The organism is Nonomuraea sp. NPDC049695, from assembly GCF_040674955.1.
GTDB lineage: Bacteria > Actinomycetota > Actinomycetes > Streptosporangiales > Streptosporangiaceae > Nonomuraea > Nonomuraea helvata.
In genome coordinates this window covers 1-8170 of sequence record NZ_JBFANV010000177.1, presented here as the reverse complement: position 1 = coordinate 8170, position 8170 = coordinate 1, and the positions used below count along the sequence as shown (strand labels likewise).

At 69.7% G+C, this 8170-nt stretch carries 9 protein-coding genes; 6 read left to right on the top strand and 3 right to left on the bottom strand.

All coding sequences use genetic code 11. The features are described 5' to 3' along the window. Positions 1-91 precede the first annotated feature (91 nt). Positions 92-295 (top strand): cytochrome P450, encoded by a 204-nt coding sequence (locus AB0J64_RS56175; protein ID WP_364046679.1) that lies wholly within the window; start codon positions 92-94, stop codon positions 293-295. Positions 296-369: 74 nt separating this feature from the next. Here the strand turns inward: AB0J64_RS56175 and AB0J64_RS56170 are convergent, their stop codons facing one another. Further along, positions 370-621, bottom strand: a complete 252-nt coding sequence (locus tag AB0J64_RS56170; RefSeq protein ID WP_364046676.1) for a hypothetical protein — start codon at positions 619-621, stop codon at positions 370-372. Between the two features lie 381 nt (positions 622-1002). Between AB0J64_RS56170 and AB0J64_RS56165 the strand changes: the two genes are divergently transcribed. After that, positions 1003-3225, top strand: a complete 2223-nt coding sequence (locus AB0J64_RS56165) for a hypothetical protein (protein WP_364046673.1) — start codon at positions 1003-1005, stop codon at positions 3223-3225. Positions 3226-3456: 231 nt separating this feature from the next. Here the strand turns inward: AB0J64_RS56165 and AB0J64_RS56160 are convergent, their stop codons facing one another. Continuing rightward, the gene (locus AB0J64_RS56160) at positions 3457-4242 is read right to left on the bottom strand and encodes a hypothetical protein (RefSeq protein ID WP_364046670.1); all 786 of its coding nucleotides are present in this window, start codon (positions 4240-4242) and stop codon (positions 3457-3459) included. A gap of 79 nt (positions 4243-4321) precedes the next feature. Beyond that, the gene (locus AB0J64_RS56155) at positions 4322-5284 is read right to left on the bottom strand and encodes a lytic transglycosylase domain-containing protein (protein ID WP_364046667.1); all 963 of its coding nucleotides are present in this window, start codon (positions 5282-5284) and stop codon (positions 4322-4324) included. A 116-nt stretch (positions 5285-5400) separates the two neighbouring features. Here AB0J64_RS56155 and AB0J64_RS56150 point away from each other — a divergent pair, with 116 nt between their 5' ends. From AB0J64_RS56150 to AB0J64_RS56135, 4 genes are all read left to right on the top strand, one after another. Further along, positions 5401-5856: a hypothetical protein gene (locus AB0J64_RS56150; protein ID WP_364046664.1), complete on the top strand. Its 456-nt coding sequence runs from the start codon at positions 5401-5403 to the stop codon at positions 5854-5856. Further along, positions 5853-6218 (top strand): hypothetical protein, encoded by a 366-nt coding sequence (locus AB0J64_RS56145; RefSeq protein WP_364046661.1) that lies wholly within the window; start codon positions 5853-5855, stop codon positions 6216-6218. The genes AB0J64_RS56150 and AB0J64_RS56145 overlap by 4 nt, the downstream gene beginning before the upstream one ends. 1 nt (position 6219) lies before the next feature. Further along, the gene (locus AB0J64_RS56140) at positions 6220-7014 is read left to right on the top strand and encodes a hypothetical protein (RefSeq protein WP_364046658.1); all 795 of its coding nucleotides are present in this window, start codon (positions 6220-6222) and stop codon (positions 7012-7014) included. A gap of 3 nt (positions 7015-7017) precedes the next feature. Continuing rightward, positions 7018-8170 (top strand): hypothetical protein (locus AB0J64_RS56135; RefSeq protein ID WP_364046655.1); only part of this gene is annotated, 1153 nt, incomplete at its 3' end.

Here is an 8170-nt window from a genome sequence, read left to right as displayed (position 1 = left end):
CAGGGCCAGGACCAGAACCAGCAGGGACAAGACCAGCAAGGCCAGGACCAGAACCAGGACCAGGGCCGGCAGCAGGGTCAGCAGAACGGCGATCACGCGGCCTCACCTGACCTTCGGCGTCGGCCCGCACTTCTGCTTGGGTCATGCGCTGGCCCGGGTGGAACTGCAAGAGGCTCTGAGCGCACTGATCCTTCGAGCTCCCGGGCTCCGTCCGGCCGTTGCGCTGGAAGATGTGCCCTGGACAACCGAAGGCCTGACCCACCAGCCCCTGCGCCTCCCCGTGGAACTGGCCTGACAAAAGGCCGGCGCGCCTCAGCGTGGCGCCCCCGGGGCGGCGAACGCTGTGGGTGCGACCAGGCGCGGGCGATGTCAGCCGCCGTTTACGACCTCGGGATACAAGATGCGCTCGATAGCGGACGCGGCCGCCGTGGCACTGTCACGCACCCGGACGATGGCGGGGCGGAGCGCTTCGGGGGTCGCGGGGTAGGTGATCGCGGCGAACTGCTCCGTTGGGATCTCGTCCGGCGGGCGGTACGGCAGGCTCGCCGAAGGGCGGGCGTGCCGGGCACTGCGAGGCGGGGTAGATCGGGTCGAGTTGAGCGGGTCGGGTTGAGCGCGCATGACGATCACCTCACGTTCGATCGGGAGCGGGAGCCGTCCTCAGCGGGTCACCCTCCAGGGGGTGGCGGCGCGGCGGTCGGACCGGTGTCGGGCACCTGGTCCTGCTCATTGTCCGGTGCTCGCCCATATGAGACAGAGCCCGGCACGGCGAACGATCACAATCGTAGGCAATCCTGCCGTCCGAGGTAAACCCACACCTTTACGCTTAGTCAGACAGAACCGCCCATCAATCGTGCCATAACACGCATTTCCCCACGTCAACCAGGGTGACAATCGTTTCGAGTGTCGCCTTGACTACCATCTGTACCGATGGTGAGATCTGATGTTTGCCAGAAACTTCCGTGCTGCGCTGCACGATCTGCAGTAGATAAGGACACCGAAGTGAACAACACTCCGGACACCGCCTTAGCGCAGGCGTTGCGGCGTCTGCGCGACGCCGGCGGCGATGGCCGCTCATTGGACCACGAGACTCTGGCGGTGATTCGCCGCGCTGCCATCGCGCGGATGCAAGCTGGCGAGCGCCCCGCAGCGCTGGCCAGGGAATACGGCCTGGCCCGCGGCACGCTCTACTACTGGCGCTCCCTGGCCGCGGAGGGAAACCCCCGGGCCACGCAGGCGGCGCCGGAGGGGCGCACCCCGTACAAGGTGTCGCCGAAGAGGCGCGAGCAACTACGTCAGGCTGTCCTGAGCGACCCTCGCACTCTGGGGTTGACCCGGCCGCTGTGGACCCGCGGCCTGGTGCGCTGGTATCTGCGAGAGCATCTGAACACCGACATCTCCGCCAACCACGTGCGGCTCCTGTTGCAGCAGCTGCGGTTGTGGCCCGCCACCAACCCGCCGACCTACAGCCAGCAGTGCGAACTCGCGCCGGGCTGGGCCGAGACCGAGTTCGGCCGCATCCGCGCCCGAGCCGACGCCGCGGGCAGCCCGGTGTACTTCCTGCAGATCATCGCCGTCGGTGACGGGGTGCGGCTCATGTCGCTGGTGCAGACCAAGGGCGCCGCGCGAGACTTCGCGCTGCTGACCGCCGACGACGGGCCGGAGCAGGCGTGCGGGGTGTTTCTGGAACGGGTGCTGGCCTTGCACGGCGACACCCAGGTCGTGCTGATCGGTGACCCGCTCATCGCTCCTTCGATGCGGGCCATGGCCAGCGCCGCCGCGCGGCACAACGGCCGGATCACCCTGATCCATCTGCCCGCGCCGCAACAGCACGCTCCTCGCGCCGCCTTGTATGAAGCCACGCTGGAGGAGCACCGCCAGGAGCTGCTGGAGCTGCGGGCCGCCGCCGCGGCGATCGCCGCAGACGCCGAGGCCGACCTAGCGGCTGACGGCAGCGCGGCCGTCGGCCTGTTCGGGGGCGAAGCAGGAGTCGTCCGGGGTGGGACGACGGGCCCGGCTCTGGCGCACGCCGATGCGCACGCTGGTGCGCACACCGCCGGGCAACGTCAGCTGCTCGACACTCTGGGCCAGGCCGGGGCGCGCCGCCGTCACGCCCGTCGGCTCGCCACCCGCTATGCCCACCTTCAAGCTCTGGCCGAGGCCGCGCAGGCGCGCGGCAACTCCGTTCTCGGACAGGTGCGCCAGGAGCTGAACCAGCTCCTGCGGGCCGGCCGCGAGCTCGGCATTAGCGCCCCCGAGCTCGCGGCGGCCACCGCGCTGACTCGCAACGCGGTCAACCTGCTGGTGCGCCGTACACCGCTGACACCGACGGCGCTGAACCCCGTGCAGGTGCTGGAAGCGGCGACCGCCCAGGCGGCCTTGTGGCGGCGCGCGAAGGCGTCCTACCACGACAGTCGACAGCTCAGCATCTTCGTCGCCGAGCTCAAGGCCAAAGCCGTCGCCAGCGAACGGCAAGCCCGCGACGACCGGGATCGCGTCATCGCCGCCTGCGCCCGGGAAGGGCTGGCGGGCGCCACCATCGCCGCGGCGGCACAGGTGAGCGACTCCCTGGTCTACACGATCACGAATGCTGGCTCGATGCTGGACGTCGGTGATGCCGATGAGCAGGTTCAGGCGCTGAGGACGAGCATGGACCGCTGGCGTCAGGCCCGCGAACAAGGTACCCGGGCGCGTCAGCGGCTCCTGGAGCACCAGGCCGTACGACGCCAGGCCGGCGACGAAGAAGAAAGCTGGCAGGAGCGGCGCAACCTGCTGATCCGCAAGTGTGTCGCCTCCGGATACACCACGGGAGAGATTTCCACCTGGGCAGATCTGGATCACGCGACGGTACGGGGCCAGCTGTCGGTCCTGGCTGGCGAGGTGTCTCTGGAGGAGGGCCAGCAGGCGCTGCAGGAACTGGCTGAGGTCAGCCGTTCCTGGCGGCAGGCACAACAGCGCGCGGCAGAGCAGCGGGCGCGGGGGGAGCGGCTGATTCTTGAGCGCCGCCGATGCCTGGACCAGGAGGAGGCTGCCCGGCGCGAGCGCAACCGGGCGCTGCTGGCCTGCCGGCGGGCCGGGCTGTCCATCGCCACGCTGGCCACGCTCGTCCGGGCCGACTCCCGAATGATCCGCGAGGCGCTGCAAGCCGGCGAGGCGAGCGAGGAGCACGACGGTGGCGAAGAGGTCGATACCGTCGACGCGCTGTTCCTGGCCGTCCTGGTCTGACCAGGCCCCGACCTGAGAGCCCGGTCGGGAGCCTAGTTCCGGCTGGATGCCGCGTCGGCGGGGGCGGGCCGCAGGATCTGCTCGGGGACAGCCGCCGCGGCGAAGGCGTTGGCCCGGATCCGGGTCACCGCCTGCTTCACGGCCGGGCGGCTGGGGCGGGCATGGCGGGGGCGCGGCACGCGTCGGTGGACACGAGGTGCTTCAGAGCTCCAGAACGTCGAAGGGGATGGGTTACTCGCCGGGCAGAGGTGGCGCCTCGGTCGGACCGGTCTGCGGCGGCTCGTCGTCCTGATCGTCGGTGGGCGGGGGCGGAGCCTCGGTGGGCCCGATCGGGTCGATGGTGGGCTTGCGGACGGTGGACTTGGCTGTGGGCTTGGCGGTCGGGCTGGGCTGGCCTGTCGGTGTCACCACCGGTGTGGGCGTGGGCGGGGAGGTCTTGACCACCACGGCCGGTTTGGTCGGCTTGACCGTGGGCGCGGCCCTGGGCTTGCGGCTGGGCTTGACCGTGGTGATGGGGTCGGTCGGCTCTCCGTCGCCGTCGGGAAGCGGCGGCGGGGATTCCAGGAGCGGCTGGCCGACTGGGGAGGCCGCGCCCGCGGTAGGCTCGGCGGGGTCACCTTCGCCGCTGGCCATGGACCAGATCCCGACCAGCAGTGCCACCCCGGCGACGGCGGCCCCCGCCATCACGGCGAGGGGTATCCGGCGACGGCGGCGCCGGGCGCCGAGATCGGCCCAGGGCTCCGCGTCCTCGTCGCCGTCATCATCGTCCTCGTCGTCGGACCAGAACTCCCGATCGGCCGAGGCTTCGTCGAGGTAGCCGCTCTTCACCTCGTCCTCGTCCTCGTCGCGTGGTGCGCGCGCGTCGCCGCGGCGAGGGCGCTCACCGGCATCGTGAACCTGAGGTGGCCAGGCCTCCTCGATGGGCGGCGCGATCGGCTGCTGCCGGCCCGACAGGTGTGTCAGCGCGGCAGGCCCCGCTAAGGGAGGCCGACCGGCGCGTTCCTGATCATCCTGCATATCGGGTGAGCATAGAAAACCACAACCCCGTAAGCAACAATTATGCCTGACTCAACGTCAGGGCCATTGTTATGGCAGGTCATCGCATACTGATATGCACATGATCCCAATGGTTCTCAGTGATCGAGCCCCGATCTGACATCGGCCGCCAGCCTTGGGCGGCCATGCTCGAGCTCCAGATCCGCTGCTTGTAGATCACATACAGGACGCCCAGGCTGTCGGCGTGAGCCTGAGCCCAGGCGGCGATCGCGTCACCGCGTGCCAATTCGCCGGCCGTCGGCATGGCCCCGCCCCGCGACAGCATGAAATCGCAGGCCCGCCCGCGCGGATGCTCACCGCCGTCCTCGCGTGATCGGTAGCAGCCGATGCCGTACGGCACGCCGAACTGGTTTTTGATCAGATCGCGGATGCGGCGGGTGCGCGGGGTGAGCATGTCCGGGCCCCCCTGCTGCTCGGGCGGGTGGTTCTGGCGGGCCTGCGGCGCGCTCTCGCCCATCTGGCGGTAGGTGGTGGCGACCTCGAGGACCTTGTCGACGTAGGCCCAGGAGTGGTTGTAGGCGTATAAGGCCGCGCGCACATCGGTGGCCGCGCCCGAGGCGCACAGGTACTTGACCGCGCCGTAGATCGCGTCGGCGGGGTTGTAGACGTCGGCCCAGCCGTCCCCGTCGCCGTCGGCGGCATAGCCGTTGAACGTCGACGGGATCGGGATCTTCGCCGTGCCGCCCCAGGTGGAGATGAGGAACTGCATCGGCCCGGCGGCGCCGGCGTAGTTGGTGCCGCTCTTGACACCCGGCAGGGTGGAGCGGTTGTGATCCGTCTCGATCTTGCCGACCGCGGCCGGCACCGACCAGTGCAGCCCCGGGCAAGTGCGTGCGGCCGCGACGTACAGCCGCAGCATCTGCGGCGGAACGTCGTCGACCTCGACAGGGTCGCCCGAGCTGACCGGCTCGCCGGTCAAGGCCGCCAGCGAGTCGCGGGGCATGAGCACCACGAGGACCGGAATGAAGGCCGCGAACAGCACGAGCATCAGGCCGATGGCCACCAAAATTCGCATTGCGCCGCGCATCCCTCAACAACCAGTCGCCAAATGCTGTCAACACCTGGTAAATGTGTGTGTAAGGAGCCTAATGTGGCGGAATGGTCTAAAGGGATGCAAGAGTGCGAACGAAACGCGGACACCCCGCAGCGCTGTGGACGCTGATCGGCGCCCACGGCGGGGCGGGCACCAGCATGGTCGTCGACCTGCTCAACCACCGGCGCACGTCCCCGCTCGCCTTTGAGTTCGACGGGGCGGTTCCGGCCGAGCACAACCCCGCGCTGGTGGTCAGAGCCACGGCCGAGGGGGCCGATCACGCCGCTCGCATGATCGCCTCCTGGCCGGAGCATCTTGCCCGGCCCGCCTTGATCATCGTTGCTGACGCCCCCCTTCCCATGCCCCGGCTGGCCCGCTACCGGCTGCGCGCCATCAGCGGCGAGACCGCCCTGACCCTGCGCGTGCCGTACCTGTTCGCACTGCGCCACCTCGACCGGCACGCGGCGCTGGAAGCCGGCGGCCGAGTCACCCGAACCGCCCGCACGTTGCAGCGGGTGCTCTCGAAGGGCCCAACCTCGTGACCGTTCATCTGTTACAGGCGCTGCATGACGCGCTCACCGTGGTCGCCGACCAACTCGGCACCCTGCCCCCCTCACCGGCCCCGACCCGTGGTGCCGGCAGCGGGCTCCAGCTCCCTGATGCTCCGCCGGCTCCACCAGCGGAGCTGACGGCCTACTTTCAGCGGGTTGTCGGTGGCGGCAAGTGGATTGCCCTGGCCATCGCTCTGCTGTCCATGATCTACGCGGGCACCAAGATGATGGCGGGCAAGAGCAACCGCAGCAACCTGGCCGCCGACGGCGCCGCCAGCATCCCCTGGATCTTCGGCGGGATCGCCGTCGTCATGAGCGCAGCCTCGATCATCATGTTCATGGTCGGGTCCTGACGTGCCCACTCCAAGCGAACTGGACGCGCTCGCCAAACGCCGCGCGCGCGGTGCCTTCATCGGCGCCGGGATCCTGGCTCTCATCGTGGTGGCCGCGCTAGCGGGCCTACTGTCTCGCGAGTCCGCACCACCCCAGGCCAGGCCGCAGGTCAGCTCTTCTGCCGTGCCGCCTCAGCCGAGCGCCACACCTGCCGGGGCTACCGAGGCCGCCGACCCTCCCGGCTATGTACGCCCGCGCCGCTGGGTGCAGCTGCCCGAGGCTTCGGCCCTGCTGGGCGATCGCTACCCGGTGCGGTTTCCCCGTACCCCGGCCGGGGCCGCCGGGGCCGCGGCCGCGCTGTACCAGGCATCCTGGACGCTGGACGCGGCCGCGGCGACCAAGGCCGTCCAGATCTACATCGCGCCGGCGGCTCGCGCGGCCACGCGCGAGGAGGCCCTGCAGGGGGTCGCCTGGTTCCGTCAGCAGATCGGCGCCAGCGCCCAGACTGCGCTGCCTCCCGAGGCCAGCATCCTTGTCCAGCCCACCGGTGTGCGCTGGACCCGGCGCGACGACGACAACGTCGTGGTCAACCTCAACCTCCACGTCGATCTGCTGGCCAGCCGCGACCAACCGCTGATCAACGCCTCGGCCGCGGTGACCGTCCACATGCGCTGGCATCCGAGCCTGCGCGAGGGTGACTGGCTGGCCGTGCGCACCCCTGCTGACCAGATGTCGACCCTGCGCTACGCCGAACTGGGAACCAGCGACTTCAACGTGCTCGGCTGGGCGGCCATCAAGCCCGCGAAGGCGAGCTGAGACATGACCTGGCGTGCCGCGCTCGGCGTCCCGGTGCTCGCGCTCGTGCTGGCGGTGTCGTTCGCGGTGGGCTTCACCGATCACCGGGTCACCGCCGCGTCGGCGACCTCGGCGAGCGTCGGCGCGATCGCGACGCCGACTCCCCAGCCCAGTACCTCGGCCCAGCCGGACCAGTGCGCGCCGGACAGTGTGCAGATCCTGCTGCCGCAGTGCGTGCTGCAGAACGTCGGGAACCGTGCCTCCCAGGTGGCCGCGGCCGCCCTGGACAAGACCCTGCTCACCCCGTTGACCGCGCTGATCATGGCGGCCGTGGAGACCATGCTGGCGGTCTTCCTGCAGATGTGGCTGACCTTGACCAGCTTCGATCTTGAGCAGCAGGGCGCGATGAGCATGTACGGCCTGACCCTGTCGATCGGGATGATGATCGCCGTCCTGCTGCTGATGTGGCAGGCGGTCCGCACCATGATCCAGGGGCGGGGGCTGCCGCTGCTGGAAGCGTTCCGGGGGCTGGTTATCACCGCGCTCGTCTCCCTGCTCGGCATCACGGTGACCGGCGGGGTGATGCGCTTCTCCGACCTGATCTCGGCGTGGATCCTGGGTGATCTGGCTCGCAACGGGCTCATCAACCGGGAGTTCACCGCGATGATCACCTCGACGGGGTTGCCCGCGTGGCTGACCATGCAGCTCGCCACCCTGCTGATCCTCGTGCTGATCATCCAGATGATCGTGTTGTGGCTGCGCAACGCGACGGTCCCGATCCTGGCTCTCATGCTGCCGATCGCGGCCGCTGGCAGCATCGGCACCGAATCCACTCGGGCATGGCTGCCCAAGACCATCACGGCGATCATGACCATCGCCGCTTACAAGCCGGTCGTGTCGCTGATCATCCGCGCGGCCGTGGCGCAGTTCCGGGACTCCACCGAGATCGCCGGTCTGCTCTACGCCTTAATCATGTTCGTGTTGGCGATTGTCGCGATGCCCGCGCTCGTGAAGATCTTCGCGCCGCTCGGGGTGGCCGCGGCCGGCAGCGGAGCGGGCTCGTGGCTGAGTCAAGCCGCCTGCGACGGCCGCGGGCAGCTCCGACAGGTCTCCCTCCACCTCGACCTCGGCGGGCGGCGAGGACTGCTCCGCCAGCTCCCCCACCGCGCGGACCAGG

Coding starts and splice junctions, on each gene's coding strand:
- AB0J64_RS56170 (WP_364046676.1), bottom strand. CDS start 621: ATGCGCGCTCAACCCGACCCGCTCAACTCGACCCGATCTACCCCGCCT.
- AB0J64_RS56160 (WP_364046670.1), bottom strand. CDS start 4,242: ATGCAGGATGATCAGGAACGCGCCGGTCGGCCTCCCTTAGCGGGGCCT.